Source organism: Collinsella sp. SGI.180 (genome assembly GCF_050313455.1).
Lineage (GTDB): Bacteria > Actinomycetota > Coriobacteriia > Coriobacteriales > Coriobacteriaceae > Collinsella.
The window spans coordinates 83,513-100,237 of the sequence record NZ_JBNPLL010000005.1 but is presented as its reverse complement, the minus strand read 5'-3'; the positions used below and the strand labels follow the sequence as shown (position 1 = coordinate 100,237).

Below are 16,725 nucleotides of genomic sequence, written 5' to 3'. Positions count from 1 at the left end.
AAAGATTGTCCTACACCGCGGCGGGGCCGTGTTCGCCGGTGCGGATGCGGATAACTTCCTCGACCGGCTCGACCCAAATCTTGCCGTCTCCAACGGCACCGGTGCGAGCGGCGTTGCAGATAATCTCGACAATTCCGTCGACATGTTCATCGGCGCAGATGAGGGTGAACTGCACCTTAGGGATCGTGTTGACAAGCAACTCGTTGCCGCGCACATATTCCTTCCAGCCATGCTGCGCACCGCAGCCCTGCACCTGGTTGATGGTCATGCCACGAACATCGGCAGCAAACAGCGCATCTTTAAGAACCTCAAGCTTCTCGGCACGAACGATCGCCGTAATCTTCTTCATAGTGAATTCCTCTCTTTAATAAAAGAAATTGATTGTCCTTCACATGGCACGGGTTTTCCAGGTGCCCGAGATTGCCCCGAAAGAGGAGCGCCGCGTACTTCGGTACGCAAGCGACGGCTTGAGGGGCAAGGTCGGGTGCCTGGGAAAGCCGTGCCGCTAGTCAAGTCCCGAGAAGGAGGGATACGCGCTCTCGCCGTGCTGACTCGCATCCAAGCCCAGCGCCTCGTCTGCCTCGTCCACGCGCAGGCCGCCATGGAACAGCGCCTTGACCACCGCGGCGATTACCAAATCGAGCACCAGCACAAGAGCGACCGTCACCACAATGCCCAAAATCTGCGAGATGAGCAGCGACACGTCGCCCGTGTAGAACAGGCCGCCCTTACCGGTCCACGAGAGCTCCGGCACGCAGAACAGGCCCGTGAGCACGCCGCCCAAGATGCCGCCGATGCCGTGGCAGCCAAACGCGTCGAGCGCATCGTCGTAGCCAAACTTGGTCTTGAGATGGCTAATGGCCAGGTAGCAGACAGGCGATACGATCAGGCCCATGACCAGCGCTGCCCACGGCTCGACAAAGCCCGCACCCGGCGTGACCACCACAAGGCCCGCAACCAGACCGGTGCTGGCACCCACCAGCGTGGGGCGACCGGTGCGCACGCGCTCAACGACAAGCCACGAGACCATGCCCGCCGCGCTGGCCGTCACGGTGTTGAGGATGGCGAGCGCGGCCACGGCGTCGGCCTTAAACTCGCTGCCGCCGTTAAAGCCAAACCAGCCAAACCAAAGCAGGCCGGCGCCCAGCGCCACAAACGGCACGTTATGCGGGCGGTAGCTCACCATGCCAAAGCCGCGACGACGGCCGAGCATTAAGCAGAGAATCAGGCCCGTGAGACCGGACGAGATGTGCACCACGTCGCCGCCCGCAAAGTCGAGCGCGCCGATGATGTCGCCGATAAAGGAACCCTCACCGCCCCAGACCATGTGGGCGAGCGGCGCATAGACCACGAGTAGCCAAATGCCCAGGAAGGCCGTCATGGCACCAAACTTAACGCGGCCGGCCAGGCTGCCCGTGACGATAGCAGCCGTGATCATGGCAAATGCCATCTGGAAGGTGATGTTGATGATTTGAGGGTAGACGGCACCGTCCGCAGCATTGCCCTCGGCCGCCTGCAGTACCTGGTTAAGCACCGGCAAGCACAGCAGCTGGTCAAGGCCTCCAATAAACGGGCTGGAACCATCGCCACCGTAGGCCAGCGACCAGCCGGCGACAATCCACAGCACACCAACCAGGCCAATGGCGCCAAAACACATGAGCATGGTGTTGATGACATTTTTGCGCCTGGACAGGCCGCCATAGAAAAACGCCAGACCCGGTGTCATTAAAAACACGAGCATGGTGCAGATGAGCATAAACGTTGTCGATCCCGTATCGTACATTCGCTCCCCTTTGGTCGCATGAACGTTGTCGGCGCCCATAATGCGGCCGAGGGGCAACTGGTGTAGACCAGATACGGCGTTGTTAAACGCTGCGTTGTCGAATGGAAACGGTGCCGCAATCTTGGAAACGGCGCGGCAACGGACGCGAAACGAACGGGAAATACGCGAGCAAGGGAGCCGTGTGCGCGCCCATCCCGGCTAGCGCCGAAACAGCTCGTGGGCGCGGTCGCGGAGATTAGTTGCTCGAATGACACCCTCGTAGCGATTGATACGCAAGCGCGGGAAAGCATTGAAGAAGCGCAGGTCGCGACGGCTGAGCGACACACTCGGCACCGGACGGCTCATGCGCTTACCGGCAAGGCGACGACTGAGCGACGGACGCGGCATGCTCGGCGCGGCATCGGCCACGCGGCGGGCGGCAAGCGCCAGGCCGCGAGCACCATCCGAGATAAACGTCGGCATCGAAGCCTTCTCACGAAGGGCATCGAGCGCCGCGTCGCCCAGCTCGGCCAGCCACGCGTTAACGGCGCGGCTACGGATATGCGTCTGCGCTACCGAGTCGATCGTCGAATCGGGAATACGTTCGAGCATGGAGTCCGAGGCATCGGCAAGCGACTCATTGATGCGGTCGGCAAGGTCGGCGCGCACACGCTCCAGCTGATCGGACAGACGCTGCCAGCTCGCCAACGAGCACACCGCATCAACCATCATCGCGACCGCGACGATAAAGGTGGACAGCCGCACAATCAGCACCGGCAGATGGCCAAGCAGCCCCAGCAATGCCGGCTCCACTAAACGACAAATGCACAACGCGCCCAGGCCAAACGCGCAGGCCCAGTACAGGCAGATACGTCCGTGCAAGTTAAACGGCAGGTGCGAGTAGTCCCAAAAGCGTGCGCCTGTTGTCTTTTCCAATAGAAGGCCCACACTGTACTCGATTACGCTGCACACAAGCGCCGCGGCGACAAATTGGCTCGAGGCATCCGGAATCCCGCGCAGCAAAAGCCAGCAGGCTATGCCGCCCACACCATAGATAGGGCAACACGGCCCCAGCAAGAATCCGCTGTTGGCAAAGCGTCCTTGGTTGAGCATGGCGCAGACTGTCGACTCCCATGCCCAACCGCAAAACCCGTAAAAGGCAAACGAGAGCACCAGTGCCGAGAGCGGACAGGCGGCAAGCGTCGCGCCGTCAAATGCCATGTCGATCGCGGTCCCCACCGTCTACCCTCTCCTCTTTTCGCTCGATTCTTCACTCACGCCATCGTCTGCCTCGTCCTTGCGCGGCAGACGGCCGGCGATCGTCTCGCGCAGAGCACACCATTTATCCGCCAGGCACACAATCCATGCCTCACGACACGTCGGCGGCACTGGCACCAGCGGAAACATATGGCGCACGATAATATTCCGCTCGCGCGACGTCAGCTCAAAATCTTCCTCCGCACGCGCCAGAGCAAAAAACGGATGCCGAAAGCCATGCAGCCGATGGCTTGGGTCGGGATCGTGCCAGTCATAAAGAAAGTAATCGTGCAGCAGGGCCCCGCGCAGCAACGAGGCGCGGTCGACCGAGACACCGACACGGCCCAAGCGCTCGGCAAAGGAAAGGCTCGCCCGCGCTACCGAAGTCACATGTGCATAGACCGTCACATCGCCATGCTGGATAAACTCGCGCGTCAGGTCCAAGCGGCCCGCCTGGGCGAGCTGACGGGCGGCATAGTCGACCTCCTGCGCGATTTTCTCGGCACGAACGACATCGGACATGCTGCCTCCTTCCAGCGACTCACGGCGACAAGCCACAGCCTGCACGCATTGAATAAATCATCATCGAATCTACCAGTATGGCATCGGACAAAACGTTTTGCCCCACCAGTTGGCGAATTACCGCGCCGCCGTCACATATCAAACGCCAAAATGTGCGAGACTGTTTTGTGCAATTGTGCCGGCCGAGGGAGCGCCGGCGCTCGATTCGCATGGAGTAACCCACAACGATGCTGCTTACGCAAACGACAACGCCCGAGGACGTCAAGGCTCTCGACCGCGCCGAGCTTCCGCTGCTCTGCGGCGAGATCCGCCAGGCAATCCTCGAAAGCTCCGCCGCCGTCGGTGGGCACGTTGCCCCCAACCTGGGCGTCGTTGAGCTTACGGTTGCGCTTCATCGCGTGTTTAACTCCCCCATCGACAAGATTGTCTTTGACGTTTCGCACCAGACCTACGCCCACAAGGCGCTGACGGGGCGCGCGTACACCTATATCGATCCGGAGCGTTATGGTGAGGCTTCTGGCTTTGCCAATCCCGACGAGTCCGAGCACGACCTGTTTGCCATGGGCCATACCTCCACGTCGGTGAGCCTGGGCTGCGGCCTTGCGCACGCTCGTGACCTGGCGGGCGACACGTATAACGTCATTACCATCATTGGCGACGGCTCGCTTTCGGGCGGCCTGGCGTTTGAGGGCTTTAACAACGCCGCCGAGCTCGACAGCAACTTGATCATCATCGTCAACGATAACGACCAGTCCATCGCCGAAAACCACGGTGGCCTGTATCGCAATCTGGCCGAACTGCGCGCCAGCAACGGCACCTGTGAGCGCAATGTTTTCCGCGCGATGGGGCTCGACTACCGCTATCTGGACGCCGGTAACGATGTGTTGGCCCTCGTCGACGCGCTGCAGGAACTACGCAATATCGATCATCCCATCGTGCTGCACGTCTCCACCGCCAAGGGCAAGGGCTTTGAGCCGGCCCAGAGCGACCCCGAGCGCTGGCACCATGTGGGTCCGTTTGACATGACTACTGGGCGCAAGCTCTGCCCGGGCCATCCGAGCGAGCCTGCGCCGCGCACCTATGCCGACATTACGGGCGAGGCGCTCAGCGCCGCCATCGAGCGCGATCCGCAGGTCGTGGGCATCACGGCCGCCACGCCCTACATCATGGGCTTTACACCCGAGCTTCGCGCCGCGGCCGGCAAACAGTTCGTCGATGTGGGCATTGCCGAGGAGCACGCCGTGACCTTTGCCACCGCGCTTGCGCGCTCGGGCGCCAAGCCAGTCTTTGGTGTGTACGGCACGTTTTTGCAGCGCGCCTACGACGAGCTGTGGCACGACCTGTGCCTCAACGACACCCCCGCAACCATCCTGGTGTTTGGCGCGTCGATCTTTGGCGCCACTTCCGAGACGCACCTCTCGTTCTTTGATATATCCATGCTGGGCGGACTTCCCAACATGCGCTATCTGGCGCCGGCCTGCATGGAGGAATACCTGTCCATGCTGAGCTGGTCGCTCGACCACCGCGAGCATCCCGTGGCGATCCGCGTTCCGGGCATTGGCCTGGTTAGCCGCCCCGATTTGGCGCCCGCCGAGGACACCGACTACAGCGCCGTTCGCTACGACGTGGTGCGCCAGGGCCGCGACGTTGCCGTGCTCGCGCTTGGCGATTTCTTTGAGCTGGGCGAGCGCGTGACAAACCGCTTGGCTGCCGAATACGGCATAGAGGCCACGCTCGTCAACCCGCGCTTTGCAACCGAGCTTGACCGCGAGTCTCTCGATGGCCTTGCCGCCGAGCATCGCGTTGTCGTCACCCTCGAGGACGGCATCTTGGACGGTGGCTGGGGCGAGCGCGTCGCGTGCTACTTGTCCTGCACGCCCGTGCGCACGCGCACCTTTGGCATCGCCAAGGGCTTTCCCGACCGCTACGACCCCAACGAGTTGCTTGCTCAGAACGGCATGACGATTGAGAACATGGCCGCCGAAGCAGTACGCCTGCTGAACGAGTAGAAAAACCTCCGCAAGGGAAGCACCCCTGCGGAGGTTTTTATTTTCCCAACTCAATTGTCTCGATCTGTAACACCTAGAGGACAAATCCTCGCCCAATTGTTACAGATCTAGACAAACCGTCTTTGCCCCTGTTGTTTGTCTCAATCTGTAACAGATAGAGACCTTTTGTCCGTCCAGATGTTACAGATCGAGACACTCAAATCCCCCTAAAGAGAAAATCTCAATCTGTAACAGTTACTCGGCAAAAATGGCTGCAGATGTTACAGATTGAGACAAAACATCGAGGCAGGCCGCCACATCTGCAAGAACCACCACAAAGGTGCCCGTCCCCTTTGTGGTGGTTTTAAGTCATGGTCGGCGCGAAAAACGAATAGCCGTTCATACGCGATCTCCTTACTTATATATGTCGCGTTGCCGCCATTATAGCGACCGCCGCGAGCGACCATGCTGTCCGCAAAACGCTATCTCAGCTGTAATAATCGACGTTTGCCCAGATAAAACCTGCCAAAATAAACCTGTCCCTTTTTGGTAGGTAGAATTACCCATAAGGTAAGTATGTTTCTGAGTTATTTCGTGTTGACCCATTTGAGCGCGATAGGGTATAACTCTATTCAACCGCTAGGGATTTTATTGAGAAAGGTGTTCTACCATGAGCAAGAACCTCTCCCAGCAGGTCGTTCTCGACCGTCGTGGCTTCATCGCCGCCACCTTTGCAACCGTCGCCGGCCTTGGTCTTGCCGGCTGCTCCGACACCAGCGCCGAGGCCGACAAGGGTTCCGCCGCCGGCTCCTCCAAGAGTCCCGAGGACACCGAGGCTTCCACCACGCTCGATGCCAAGGCATTCGACAAGCTCGTCGACAACGGCCCCAAGGCCGATGATGACGCCATCGCCGCCAGCACCTGGGCCACGGCCGTCAAGGACGCCGGCGTCTTTAAGATCGGTGGCGTTCAGACCTCCACGCTCTTCTCCCTCCTCAACGAGAAGGACGGCAAGACCCGTGGCTTCGACGCCGGCATCGCGCAGCTCCTGTCCAACTACATTCTGGGCGAGAACAAGGTCGAGATCACCCAGGTGACCTCGGACACTCGTGAGTCCGTCCTGCAGAACGGCCAGGTCGATGCCGTCTTTGCCACCTACACCATTACCGATGAGCGCAAGAAGCTTGTCTCCTTTGCCGGCCCCTACTACTACACCCAGCAGGCCATCCTGGTGCTCGCCGACAACGACGACATCAAGAGCGTCGACGACCTGGCCGACAAGAACGTCGCCGTCCAGTCCGGCTCCAACGGCCCCGCCATCCTGGAGGAGTTCGCCCCCAAGGCCAGCCAGCAGGAGTTCAAGACCGACGAGGAGGCCCGCCAGGCACTTCAGCAGGGCCGCGTTGACGCCTACGTCATCGACAACAACATGCAGCAGAGCGCCCTGGTCCGCGAGCCCGGTAAGTACAAGATCGCCGGCAAGCCCTTCGGCAGCAAAGAGCCCTACGGCATCGGCCTGCCGCTCGATTCCGACGGCGTCGCCTTTGTCAACGACTTCCTTAAGAAGATCGAGGACGATGGCACCTGGACCGAGCTGTGGCAGATCTGCATCGGCGATCGCACGGGCGACACCAACGTTCCCGAGCTGCCCGAGATCGGCGCCTAGACAGCGAGCCCAGTAACGGCCGCTACGAAACCATACGGAAACGCACGATGCGCTTTATTGCGCTAAACTGTTTCCACACTGAGTTGTCGGGGCTTCCGTACACACGGGAGCCCCTTTCCTTATCGGCGGGAGGTCCGCATGAGTCTCTCCGAGCTCTGGTCGCTCTATGGCCAGAACTATATCGACGCGCTGCTAGCAACCTGGGGCATGACGCTTGAGTCGTTTGCCATCGCCATGGTGCTGGCCGTCGCTGTCACCGTGATGCGCGTGTCGCCGCTCAAGCCGCTGCGCATTTTTGGCGACCTGTATGTTCAGGTCTTCCGTAACATCCCCGGCATCGCGCTGCTTATCATCGTCGTCTATGCGCTGCCGCCGCTCAAGGTCGTCCTGCCCTACCGCACCTGCGTTGTCGTCGCCACGGTCCTTTTGGGCTCGGCCTTTGGCTCCGAGAACTTTATGAGCGGCATCAACACCGTCGGCGTCGGCCAGGTGGAAGCCGCGCGCTCGCTCGGCATGAGCTTCAGCCGTATCCTCGCCAAGATCGTGATTCCGCAGGCGCTGCGCTCGAGCGTGCTGCCCATGACCAACCTCTTTATCGCCGTCATGCTCACCACCGCACTCGGCAGCCAGGTACCGCTTCAACCGCAGGAGCTCACCGGCGTGGTGAGCTACATCAACACGCGCTCGCTCGGCGGCGTCGCCGCGTTCTTTATCTCGGCGCTCGGCTACCTGGGCACGGCCTTTGTGGTGAGCCACATTGGCAACTACATCGATAAGAAGGTGAGGATCCTCCGATGAGCAAGCATTCCACCTCCGCTCTCACCATGCGCGATGCGCTCTACGAGGCCCCCGGCCCCAAGATGCGTGCCAAGATTCGCATCGGCACCGCCATCTCGCTTGTTGCCGTCGCCGCGCTCGCCGTCCTCGTGTTGCAGCGCTTTTATGTGACCGGTCAGCTTTCGGTCCACTATTGGTATTTCTTTACGCACCTCACCACCTGGAAGTTCCTGCTTGCCGGCTTTGAGGGCACCGTTAAAGTCGCACTCACCGCTGGCGCCATCGCGCTGGTGTTGGGCCTAGCCCTTATGCTCGGCCGCACCAGCGACATTAAACCGCTGCAGCTGGTCTGCCGCGTGCTCACCGATTTCTTCCGCGGCGTACCGAGCCTGCTGTTCATCTACTTCTTCTTTTTGGTGCTGCCTCAGTACAAAATTGCGCTGCCGTCGTTTTGGATGCTCACGCTCCCCGTCGCGCTCGCTGCAGCCGGCGTGCTGGCCGAGATCTTTCGCGCGGGCGTCAACGCCGTGCCGCGCGGGCAGGTCGAGGCAGCCCAAGCGCTCGGTCTCTCCAAAGCTAAAATCACCTTTAAAATCGTGCTGCCGCAGGCGATTCGGTTTATCATTCCGTCGTTGATTTCGCAGCTTGTGGTCGTAGTCAAAGACACCACCGTCGCTTACGTGGTGAGCTACCCCGACCTCATGCAAAATGCCCGCGTGCTCATTACCAACTACGACGCCCTCGTGTCGGTCTACCTGGTAATCGCGGTCATCTACATCCTCATCAACGTCGCGATCAACAAGGCCGCTGTCTACGTTTCGCACAAGACCGGCGCGACCATCATCCGCTAACGCTTTACCATTTCCAGTCATAAGGAGCCGAGCACCATGGCACAGAGCACCTCTTCCACCGGCAATCAGCCGCTGATCGAGCTCAGGCACGTCGATAAGCACTATGGCGATCTGCACGTCCTCAACGACATCAATCTCTCGGTCGACCGCGGCGAGGTCGTCGTCGTGATCGGCCCCTCGGGCTCGGGCAAGTCGACCATGTGCCGAACCATCAACCGCTTGGAAACCATCGACTCGGGCGAGATCCTCATCGAGGGCGAGCCCCTGCCGCAGGAAGGCAAGGATCTTGCCCGCATGCGTGCCGAGCTGGGCATGGTGTTTCAGCAGTTCAACCTGTTCGCACATATGACCGTGCTGCAGAACGTCATGCTGGGACCGGTCGACGTGCTGGGCGTCTCCAAGGACGAGGCCCGCGAGCGCGCCATGGACCTGCTGGGCCGCGTGGGCGTTGCCGAACAGGCCGATAAGGTGCCCGCACAGCTCTCGGGCGGCCAGCAGCAGCGCGTAGCCATCGCCCGCTCGCTTGCCATGCAACCCAAGGCCATGCTTTTTGATGAGCCCACGAGCGCCCTTGACCCCGAGATGATCAACGAGGTGCTCGAGGTCATGGTCCGTCTGGCCCAGCAGGGCATGACGATGATCGTCATTACGCACGAGATGAACTTTGCCCGCCGCGTGGCCGACCGCGTCGTGTTTATGGCCGACGGCCAAATCGTGGAAACCGGCACGCCCGACGAGTTCTTCGACCACCCCCAGACCAAGCGCGCCCAGGACTTCCTCAACTCCATCAAGGGCCACTAACCAGCAACCCCGTGGGACAAATCCATTGAAAGTGTTGTCCCACGTCTCTCATGCGCCCTGTCACCTTCAGATTCGAAAGCAGCACCCATGATCGGAACACGTACTTCCTCGTCCTATACCCCGCACGTCGACGTTGCCCCCGCCGACCGCCCGCTCATCCTGGTGGCGCCGCGCTGGGAAGAGGCAAAGCCGTTTTTAAGCGAGACGCTCTCCCCCAACGAGGAAATCGCCAGTGTCTTTGTCGATGCCATCCTTGCCGCCGGCGGCCTGCCGCTGCAGATGTCCATCACCGAGGACATTGAGGTCATCCGTCATTACGTCGATATCGCCGACGGCATCGCCATTCCCGGCGGCCCCGATGTCAATCCCAAACGTTGGGGCGATGATCGACCCTACGACCCCACCCTCTGCTGCGAGATCCGCGATAGCTTTGAGTTTAAGCTGGTCGACGAGGTGCTCCGCGCCAAAAAGCCGCTCTTTACCACCTGCCGCGGCACGCAGCTGCTCAACGTCGCCACCGGCGGCACCCTGTGCATGGACGTACCGAGCCTGGGCGCGCGCGAGGGCCGCACGCAGTGGCGCCATACCCACGTGCTCAACGACCCTGTGCATCCCGTCGAGGTCGTGCCGGGCTCGCTTCTGGAGCGCGCGGTTGGCGGGCACAGGCTTATCCAGACCAACTCCGCACACCACTGCTGCGTCGAGCGTCTGGGTAAGAGCACGCGCTTGGTCGCCAAGGCAACCGACGGCGTTCCCGAGTGCATCGAGGTCGAAGGCCAGCCTTTCTGCCTGGGTGTGCAATGGCATCCCGAGTACACCTGGCAGACGCTCGAGACCGACTTTAACCTGTGGAAGTCGTTTGTCGAGGCGGCGGCCAAGGTAAAGCAGGCCCGCTAGTTCGCGAACCGCACAACAGATAAGGACGCCCCGCCGGCCACATGGTCCGACGGGGCGTCCCTTTGCCTAGCTTAAACCGAAGGGAACGCGACAACGTCCGCAGGGCGCTCCAGCGTCTCGGCAATTCGATCGCGCACTTCGAGCAGACACTCGATAAGCAGCGGATTGAAAGCGCCGCACTCACCGTCCAGAATCATCCGAATCGCCTCTTCTTGCGAAATGGCGTCCTTGTACACACGCACGCTCGTCAACGCATCGTACACATCGGCCACCGAGACCACCTGAGCGGCAATGGGGATATCGTCGCCCTTAAGACCGTCAGGATAGCCCGTACCATCCCAACGTTCATGATGCCAGCGGGCGATTTGGTACGCATAGTCCAAAAGGGCACTTCCTTCATGGTTTCTGCCCAGATTGCGCAGCATGTCGGCGCCAATGGTAGTATGCGTCTTCATTATTTCAAACTCTTCGGGCGTCAGACGTCCGGGCTTGTTGAGAATCGCATCGTCGATCGACATCTTGCCGATATCGTGCAGCGCCGACGCCAACGCAATCGAAGAACGCTCCTCGTTGCCAAGAGAGTACTTGTCGCTCCGTCGCGCCAAGTCGCCAAGCAGCAGCTCAGTCAACTTCTCGATATGCGTGACATGCCTGCCGCTTTCGCCATTACGGACTTCCATGACGCTCGCCATGATGTCGACGAGTATACGGCTGTTATTGACGCGCGCATTGTACTGCTGCGACAGCAGACTCGTCAGACGACGCTGTTTGGTATACAGTCGAATAATATTGTTGACGCGACGACGCACAATGCGGTCATCGAACGGGCGACTGATATAGTCCGAGGCGCCCAGCTCGTACGCGCGCAGAACCATATCATCGGAATCTTCGCTCGAAATCATGATGACAGGTAGATTGTCACTAACCGATCGGCGCGACAGATCGGCCAGCACCTCAAAGCCGCTTACGCCCGGCATGACAATATCCAGCAGCACGAGCGACAACTCATCGCCATAGCGGTCGACCATGTCGAGCGCCGCACGACCGTTATCAGCCTCGAGGATGCAATACTCATCCTTAAGCATCTCGTTGAGAATGGCTCGGTTCATCTCGGAGTCATCGACAATAAGCACCAAAGGCTTTTCGCTTTGGAAGGCCTCGATGGAATCGGCATCGGTCACGACCGTACCGGCTTTTGCCTTAGCGCGGCTCAATAACTGGACGGCGCGGCCAACGCCCTCATCGACCGTCTCGCCATGAATGAGAACGCCACCAACACATGCCGTCAAGCTCGCGTGCTCATGGCCCGGAATAATCGTGGCATGAACGGCATCGGATACCTGATGCAGGCGACGGGTGAAGTCATCGGAGGGAATATTGGGCATGACGACCACAAACTTGTCGCAGCCATAGTGCACAAGCTCGTCAGTCGAACGGATTCCGCTGCGCATGGCTGTCGCCACAGCACCGAGCGCAAGGTCGCCGGCATGACGGCCACACGTATCGTTGAAGACCCTAAAATCATCAAGGTCGATCATCGCAACGCCGGCATTCATGCGGGCGCTACGGAGCTTTTCCTCGTAATATCGGCGATTGCGCACGCCCGTCAGCACGTCGGTGTAGACAAGGTCCTCTTCTGTGGCCTCTTGCTCATCAATCGGACGCACCATCAGCAAGACGTGAGGCTCACCCTCGACCTTTAGAGGGCGCAGACGGGCGCGGTACTCAACACCATCGTTGAGCAGTTGCTCCGACACCTCACCCGAATCTGCCAAGGCCTCAAGACTCGACTGACGCAGACAAGGGCAGCGATCGCCGGCGAGCAAGCAGTTAGGCTCGCTCTTAATCTGATCGGCCGACAGCAAACGCACCACGGGGTAGGTCTTCGCGACGCGGGCGACCTCAGCGGCAGCCTCCTCGTCGGTTAGATTTGCCTCGTGATTATTGAGCATATGGGGCCCTTTCTATCGTCACGCACGGCAACGGCGCATATCAAATGATACAAGGGTATCATCTAACAGCTGCAGGCAAATGCGCGATTATCGTTGCATTTTTATGACCTGGCAAACAGCGGTAATGGAGCCGCGGGCGCGCGGTTATGGGCGCATTCGTTAACAATGACGAAACGCCAACAGTCTCCCTCCCCGCAGGTCATCGAGCGCGCTAACGCTCCAAGACATCGCGAACGGCGTTTGCCGCCGTAACGGGACGATCGCGCAGACCGTTATGCGCGCCCGGGATCGTCACGAGGGGGCAATCGAGATATTCGGCAGCCGCTCGCGTACCAGCCTCGCGGGGCGTACCGACCGAAAGCTCGCCGAGAAGCACAGCAGCAACGGACTTCGATGCGCGGACACTATCCCAATTGGGAACGTAAGTCATATTTGTTCCGTATTCATTGGCCATGAAGCAACGACCATTGCGCAGGGCATGTTTGGCTTCCGCTTCGGTCGTCCCAGGAGCCTCGGGGTCCAAGTCGCCGAGGGCTCCCAAGAAAAGCCGGAGCGCCCTTGAAACCTTTCCAGCCGCAATCATATCGAGCAAAACCGGAGCTGCGCCCATGCCGACGCCTTCGGCCGACACAGCCGGCTCATGCAAAATCGCACGGGCGACGAGATGGGGTTCGGTGCGAAGAAGCTCCAGCGCCACCAACGTACCGGCGCTGTGCGCGAGGACATTTGCCGGGGCGCCGGCATGTTGGATAACAGCTCGCAGGTCGGCAGCCTGAACTGCCAGATCGTAGCGTCCGTCTGCCGCATCGTCGCTCTCGCCGCAACCACGGCGGTCATAGGCAATAACGCGATAGCCACAGGCGAGCTCGTGGGCGATGCCGTCAAAAAATGTGCCGTCGACGCACGCACCGTGCACGCACACCAAGGCGGGCGCATCGGACGATACATCCGGGCCGGCATACTCGCGGCAGGCAATCGTGGTGCCCGCATTTTCGACCGTAAAATCCATGTTGTGATCCTATCGTCAACGCCATCAGGCCGCACCGAGGTGCGACTTGGATAGTCTGGCGCCATGTTGCGCATACTTAAGTGCTTTTACTGTACCCGACTCGCACCCTTTCATGATAGGGTTCCGAAAACTCACCAGGCTGCACAGTTTCGGCTTAGACAACAGTTTCCAGACCCGCGATTGGCACGGGGGCCAATGCTATGCTTAAGTACAACTGTCCCGAGGAGCATATGCCTATGTCTACGTTTTTGAATGCCAGCCCCATCTTTGGGCCCGTCCGCAGCCGACGCCTTGGACTCTCGCTCGGCGTCAACATGATGCCTGCCAGCGGCAAGATTTGCACCTTTGACTGCATTTACTGCGAAAACGGACTCAACGCCGAACGCCCCTGCCACGAGCCACACAACACGGCTGCCGTGGTGCTCGACGCACTCGAAGCCAAACTACGCGAGATGACGGTCGAGGGTGAGCTGCCCGATGTAATCACGTTTGCCGGCAACGGCGAGCCCACCGCCGCACCGGAGTTCCCGCAGGCTATCGCCGGCGCTGTCGCGCTTCGCGACCAGTTGGCCCCGAACACCAAGATTGCCGTGCTTTCCAACGGCACGCGCGCCAACCGTCCCCAGGTGCATGATGCGCTCATGATGGTCGACGACAACATCCTCAAGTTCGATACGGTCGATCCGGCATTTATCCAGCTGCTCGACCAGCCCGTTGGTCCCTACGACGTCGAGCACCAGATCGAGACGTTCGCGAGCTTTGAGGGCCACGTTATTATCCAGACGATCTTTTTGACCGGTGAGTATCAGGGCAAGCCCATCGACAACACCGGCGAGGAGTACGTTGCCCCCTGGCTCGCGGCGCTTGAGCGCATTCGTCCACAAGAAGCAACCATTTACACGGTGGCGCGCGAGACACCAGTCGCCGGCCTTGCTAAAGCGGCGCCTGAGGTGCTCGACGCCATTGCCGCGCGCGTCCAAGCCCTCGGCATCCCCTGCCAGGTGAGTTACTAGCACCCGTCTGCCCAAGAGCAGCTAATTTGGGACGGGGCTTTTTTGACTGCTTTTGGGAGCGATATGGGCGGCGCAAGGCCGCGCGGACAAAAGCAGTCAAAAAAGCCCCGTCCCAAATTAGCTGCTCTGCGGGTGGACTATACTAGCCTCGGATGAAAGGAAGTTAGCCATGTATGACAAAGGACCCGTGCCTGGCCGCAACGACGCTTGCTGGTGCGGCAGCGGCAAAAAATACAAGAAATGTCACAGCTCCTTTGATGAGCGCCTCGAGCGCCTGTGGGAAGAGGGCTGGAACGTCCTGCCCCGCACGCTCTATAAGACGCCTGCCGATATCGAGGGCATCAAGCGCTCGGCCGCCATCAACGTGGGCGTGCTCGATTATGTGGGTGAGCATATCACCGCGGGCATGACCACCAACCAGATCGACCAGATGATCTACGACTACACCGTCGAGCATGGTGGAACGCCGGCCGACCTCAACTACGAGGGCTACCCCAAGAGCGTGTGCACCTCGATCAACGACGTCGTCTGCCACGGCATTCCCTGCGATACGGACGTACTGCACGAGGGCGACATCATCAACGTGGACTGCTCAACGATCTTAGACGGCTATTTTAGCGACTCGAGCCGCATGTTCTGCATCGGCGAGGTATCTGCCGAGCGCCAGCGCCTGGTCGACGTCACCCGCGCCAGCGTGGAGGCGGGTCTGGCAGCCGTCAAGCCATGGCTGCCGCTCTCCGTGATGGCCGAGGCCGTACAAAAGACGGTCGAGGACGCCGGCTTTAGCGTGGTGCGCGAGTACGGTGGCCACGGCATTGGCAAGGAGTTCCACGAGGACCCGTTTGTGGGCTTTACCACCGAGGCGCCCGACGTGGACACTATCATGGTTCCGGGCATGGTCTTTACTATCGAGCCCATGGTCAACGCCGGAGCACCCGACATTAAGATTAGCAAGGGCGATGGGTGGTGCGTGCGCACCAAGGACGGCAGCGACTCGGCCCAGTGCGAGGTACAGCTCGTGGTGACCGAGGACGGCTACGAGCTGCTGAGCTGGTAGCCGTAGATGCGCCAGATGCTGACGGGCACGCTCGTCTTGCATCCGGCGTTTTATTTGAACGTTTTGCCAGATAAAACCTGCCAAAATAAACCTGTCCCTTTTTGGCAGGTTGAGCGGAGAGGAATGCTTGTGAACATCCTGGTTTTGCTGCCCGTCAACGACCGCCATCGTGCAATTCTTGAGTCGAGCGCTCCGGGCGAGGATTTTATCTACACGAGCGCCGGCGACATCACGCGCGAACAGGTCGCCGATGCCGACGTGATCCTGGGCAACATCGACCCTGACATGCTCACGGCATGCGACCATCTCCAGCTGTTGCAATTGCAGAGCGCCGGCTATGACGACTACCTTGCCGCCGGCACCGTGCCGGCTGAAGCCAAGCTGTCTTGCTCGATCGGCGCCTACGGTCAGGCCGTGAGCGAGCACATGTTTGCCATGGTCCTTTCCATGATGAAGCGCCTGCCCGGCTATCACGACTTGCAGCGCGAGCATCGCTGGGAGGATTTGGGGCCGGTCACCTCGCTCAAAAACGCCAACGTGCTGGTGCTGGGCGCAGGCGATATCGGCGGCCACTTTGCCACGCTCTGCCGCAGCATGGGTGCGCATGTCCGCGGCATCAAGCGCCATCCGCTCGTCTACCCCATTGTGTTTGAGGACATGGACGGCATGGATGCCCTGTCTGAGCGCCTGGCAGAGGCCGACATCGTCGCATCCTTTATGCCCAGCACGCCCGAGACCCGCGGTCTGGCGAACGCCGAGTTCTTCGCCGCGATGAAACCGGGCGCGTTCTTTGCCAACGGCGGCCGCGGCGATCTTGTGGTCGCCGACGACCTGGTTGCCGCTCTGGAATCGGGACATCTCGCCGGCGCCGCGGTCGACGTCACCGATCCCGAGCCGCTGCCCGCCACAAGCCCGCTGTGGGATGCACCCAACATGCTCATCACGCCGCATGTCTCGGGCTGGTTCCACCTAGCCGCCACGCTCAATAACGTGGTCGACATCGCCGCGGAGAATCTGCGTCACCTGCTGGCCGGCGAAACTTTACGTTGTTGGATTGAGCATTAGATTGTTCCGGCGTTTTACCAAACGCCGGAACCCCTCGACGCTGCGAGCCCGCCGTTTGGCCAATCTGCCGTTCAATTTCAAAGGCGCGACCAGAAGGTCAGCGCCTTT

Annotated in this window: 15 protein-coding genes; 9 read left to right on the top strand and 6 right to left on the bottom strand. The window is 60.4% G+C overall.

Going from position 1 to position 16,725, the window contains the following annotated elements; translation table 11 throughout:
• Positions 1 to 10: 10 nt before the first annotated feature.
• The 4 genes from ACQRAP_RS03615 to ACQRAP_RS03600 form a co-directional block, all read right to left on the bottom strand.
• Complete coding sequence (locus ACQRAP_RS03615; RefSeq protein ID WP_117734256.1) at positions 11 to 349, bottom strand: P-II family nitrogen regulator; 339 nt, start codon at positions 347 to 349, stop codon at positions 11 to 13.
• A 156-nt stretch (positions 350 to 505) separates the two neighbouring features.
• A complete protein-coding gene (locus ACQRAP_RS03610) occupies positions 506 to 1,783 on the bottom strand; it encodes an ammonium transporter (RefSeq protein WP_427794916.1) in 1,278 nt (425 codons plus the stop codon).
• Positions 1,784 to 1,981: 198 nt separating this feature from the next.
• A complete protein-coding gene (locus ACQRAP_RS03605) occupies positions 1,982 to 3,001 on the bottom strand; it encodes a putative ABC transporter permease (RefSeq protein WP_427794915.1) in 1,020 nt (339 codons plus the stop codon).
• 3 nt (positions 3,002 to 3,004) lie between these two features.
• On the bottom strand, positions 3,005 to 3,541 hold the full coding sequence (locus ACQRAP_RS03600) for an HD domain-containing protein (protein ID WP_427794914.1): 537 nt from the start codon (positions 3,539 to 3,541) through the stop codon (positions 3,005 to 3,007).
• A gap of 227 nt (positions 3,542 to 3,768) precedes the next feature.
• On the opposite strand from ACQRAP_RS03600, the gene ACQRAP_RS03595 reads away from it, so the two are divergent.
• From ACQRAP_RS03595 to ACQRAP_RS03570, 6 genes are all read left to right on the top strand, one after another.
• Positions 3,769 to 5,550 (top strand): 1-deoxy-D-xylulose-5-phosphate synthase, encoded by a 1,782-nt coding sequence (locus ACQRAP_RS03595; RefSeq protein ID WP_427794913.1) that lies wholly within the window; start codon positions 3,769 to 3,771, stop codon positions 5,548 to 5,550.
• A gap of 649 nt (positions 5,551 to 6,199) precedes the next feature.
• Positions 6,200 to 7,195 (top strand): glutamate ABC transporter substrate-binding protein, encoded by a 996-nt coding sequence (locus ACQRAP_RS03590; protein ID WP_427718227.1) that lies wholly within the window; start codon positions 6,200 to 6,202, stop codon positions 7,193 to 7,195.
• A gap of 138 nt (positions 7,196 to 7,333) precedes the next feature.
• Positions 7,334 to 7,993 (top strand): amino acid ABC transporter permease, encoded by a 660-nt coding sequence (locus ACQRAP_RS03585; protein ID WP_427747662.1) that lies wholly within the window; start codon positions 7,334 to 7,336, stop codon positions 7,991 to 7,993.
• Positions 7,990 to 8,823 carry an amino acid ABC transporter permease gene (locus ACQRAP_RS03580; RefSeq protein ID WP_373094275.1) on the top strand — a complete coding sequence of 278 codons (834 nt, stop codon included), beginning with the start codon at positions 7,990 to 7,992 and terminating at the stop codon, positions 8,821 to 8,823. The genes ACQRAP_RS03585 and ACQRAP_RS03580 overlap by 4 nt, the downstream gene beginning before the upstream one ends.
• A 36-nt stretch (positions 8,824 to 8,859) precedes the next feature.
• Complete coding sequence (locus ACQRAP_RS03575; RefSeq protein WP_022094659.1) at positions 8,860 to 9,624, top strand: amino acid ABC transporter ATP-binding protein; 765 nt, start codon at positions 8,860 to 8,862, stop codon at positions 9,622 to 9,624.
• Between the two features lie 87 nt (positions 9,625 to 9,711).
• A complete protein-coding gene (locus ACQRAP_RS03570) occupies positions 9,712 to 10,521 on the top strand; it encodes a gamma-glutamyl-gamma-aminobutyrate hydrolase family protein (RefSeq protein WP_427718223.1) in 810 nt (269 codons plus the stop codon).
• Positions 10,522 to 10,592: 71 nt separating this feature from the next.
• Here ACQRAP_RS03570 and ACQRAP_RS03565 read toward each other — a convergent pair whose 3' ends face one another.
• Positions 10,593 to 12,473 (bottom strand): diguanylate cyclase, encoded by a 1,881-nt coding sequence (locus ACQRAP_RS03565; protein ID WP_427794912.1) that lies wholly within the window; start codon positions 12,471 to 12,473, stop codon positions 10,593 to 10,595.
• A gap of 211 nt (positions 12,474 to 12,684) precedes the next feature.
• Entirely contained in the window at positions 12,685 to 13,482 is a 798-nt protein-coding gene (locus ACQRAP_RS03560; RefSeq protein WP_427794911.1) for an alpha/beta fold hydrolase, read from the bottom strand.
• Between the two features lie 236 nt (positions 13,483 to 13,718).
• On the opposite strand from ACQRAP_RS03560, the gene ACQRAP_RS03555 reads away from it, so the two are divergent.
• The 3 genes from ACQRAP_RS03555 to ACQRAP_RS03545 all read left to right on the top strand — a co-directional run bounded on the left by ACQRAP_RS03555 (position 13,719) and on the right by ACQRAP_RS03545 (position 16,617).
• A complete protein-coding gene (locus ACQRAP_RS03555) occupies positions 13,719 to 14,495 on the top strand; it encodes a radical SAM protein (RefSeq protein ID WP_427794910.1) in 777 nt (258 codons plus the stop codon).
• A 169-nt stretch (positions 14,496 to 14,664) separates the two neighbouring features.
• A complete protein-coding gene (map, locus tag ACQRAP_RS03550; RefSeq protein ID WP_427794909.1) occupies positions 14,665 to 15,552 on the top strand; it encodes a type I methionyl aminopeptidase in 888 nt (295 codons plus the stop codon).
• A 123-nt stretch (positions 15,553 to 15,675) separates the two neighbouring features.
• On the top strand, positions 15,676 to 16,617 hold the full coding sequence (locus ACQRAP_RS03545) for a D-2-hydroxyacid dehydrogenase (protein ID WP_427794908.1): 942 nt from the start codon (positions 15,676 to 15,678) through the stop codon (positions 16,615 to 16,617).
• Positions 16,618 to 16,725: the final 108 nt, after the last annotated feature.